Genomic DNA, 1,671 nt, shown 5'->3' with positions numbered 1-1,671 from the left:
TTATGAAATTCTCGATAGCAATATGGCGCCGCTCGGCGAAGGGCCGGCCGCGAGCGATATGATGTTCGAGCTCGGGATGATGTATTCGGTCGGACGCGATGCGCCGGTCGATCTCGTCGCCGCCCATAAATGGTTCAATCTCGCGGCGATGAAGGGCAATGCCGACGCGGTTCGGTTGCGGCGCGAAGTCGCCAATCAGATGTCCGACGTCGAGATCGCGTGCGCGCAACGCGCGGCGCGCGATTGGCTGCGCAGCAATGAGCCTGCGCCTGTGCCGGCCATGGCGGCGTGAGCCCGGCGCACACCGGCGGTTCATGCCGGCTTGCGCACCCAAAACTGGTACATCGCGGCGAACAAGTCGGGGACCTCGGCTTCGAGCGCGTGCCAGCAATCGAGATCGAGCTGCGCCGCTTGCTCGGGAAAACGCGCCGTGAATCTGCGCAACTGCGAGGGCACCGGAATAAAGCCGGCAAACTGCACGCCGTTTGCCGTCAGGAACGATTTGATCTGCGGTAACGTGATCCGATGCTCCTGCACGTGGAACAATAGATCGCGACATTCGCCGATCGTGAAAAAATCCTCCCACTGCACCACCGATTTGAGTACCGGGTCGTCGGCGGCGATGATGTCGGCGCGGCAGCGCCGGATGCCCGCGGGGTCCGGTCGATAGCCGTGCTGTGCAATGAACGTGCGCGCTGCAACGACATTTTGGCGCGCGGCTTCGCTGTAGAGTCCAACTTGCATGACGCCGCCTGGGCGCAGCAGCGACAGCAGTATCCTCCAGCCGGCCCAAGGATCGGCGAGGTGGTGCAAGACGCCGGACGAGTCGATGAAATCGAATTGCCGCCCGATCGAGCCCGCCATCATGATGTCGGCTTGCGCGAACTCGATGTTGCCGAGGCCGAATTTTTCCGCCATGCGCTTGGCGTAGCTTAGGCTGGCAATGCTCAGATCGATCGCCAGAATGCGGGCGTGGCGCATCTGCCGGGCAAATTCGATAGTCGAAAGCCCGGTGCCGCAGCCTGCAACCATGACATTGGGAACCTCGCTCGGCGGCGTGTCCTTGAGGATGATGGGCTGCACCGGCGGCCCGGCTTCGATCCAGCGCGGGTAGGGGTTCTCCTCGTATTGCGCGCGCACCGCCTGCGATACGTCGCCTTCGATCGCGGTCAAGGCGGGGATGGCCGCCGCAATCTGCCGCTCGCGCATCGGCTCTTCTATTTGTTGCACGAGGAGATCGCGCACATAAACCGGCCAAGACCGCTCCAGAAGCGCTTGCGCACCCGCTGTCGTATGCAGCGGAAAATACGCGGCGATGACGATTGGCCATAATGGCGGCACCGGATCGCCGTTCTTAAGCGCCTGCGCAAGCTTTGATTGCAGTTCGCGCCCGCGATCCGCTTCGTCTTGCGGCAGCGCATAAACATATTCGTTGATGAAACATTGCCGGGCCAGGGCGGCGAAAAATTTCAGACTCGGCTCGTCGACGGGCTGTTCGCCGTCTTCGGCAGCGGTCAGCATGATGCGGCGAACATTGGTGAACACGAATTCGAGGCCAAGGTCGGCGACCGGATCGCATTGCAGCAGGCAGGCGAGAAGCTCATCGTTCGCCAGCGCCGCCAGGCCCGAAGCGCCGAACAAATGCGAAGCGGGCAGAAGCTGCGGCCACGC

2 protein-coding genes are annotated in these 1,671 nt (G+C 62.6%); one reads left to right on the top strand and one right to left on the bottom strand.

The features are described from left to right. The first annotated feature begins 22 nt into the window (after positions 1 to 22). Positions 23 to 292, top strand: a complete 270-nt coding sequence (locus WCB02_RS34930; RefSeq protein ID WP_423965840.1) for an SEL1-like repeat protein — start codon at positions 23 to 25, stop codon at positions 290 to 292. Between the two features lie 20 nt (positions 293 to 312). On the opposite strand, the gene WCB02_RS34925 is transcribed toward WCB02_RS34930, so the two are convergent. Further along, a partial coding sequence (locus tag WCB02_RS34925; RefSeq protein ID WP_423965836.1) for a class I SAM-dependent methyltransferase occupies positions 313 to 1,671 on the bottom strand: 1,359 nt, incomplete at its 5' end.

Origin of the sequence: Bradyrhizobium sp. (assembly GCF_049581145.1) — a bacterium.
Classification (GTDB): Bacteria; Pseudomonadota; Alphaproteobacteria; order Rhizobiales; family Xanthobacteraceae; genus Bradyrhizobium.
Note: the sequence above shows the minus strand (reverse complement) of the source record. Positions and strands in the feature narration are given on the sequence as shown.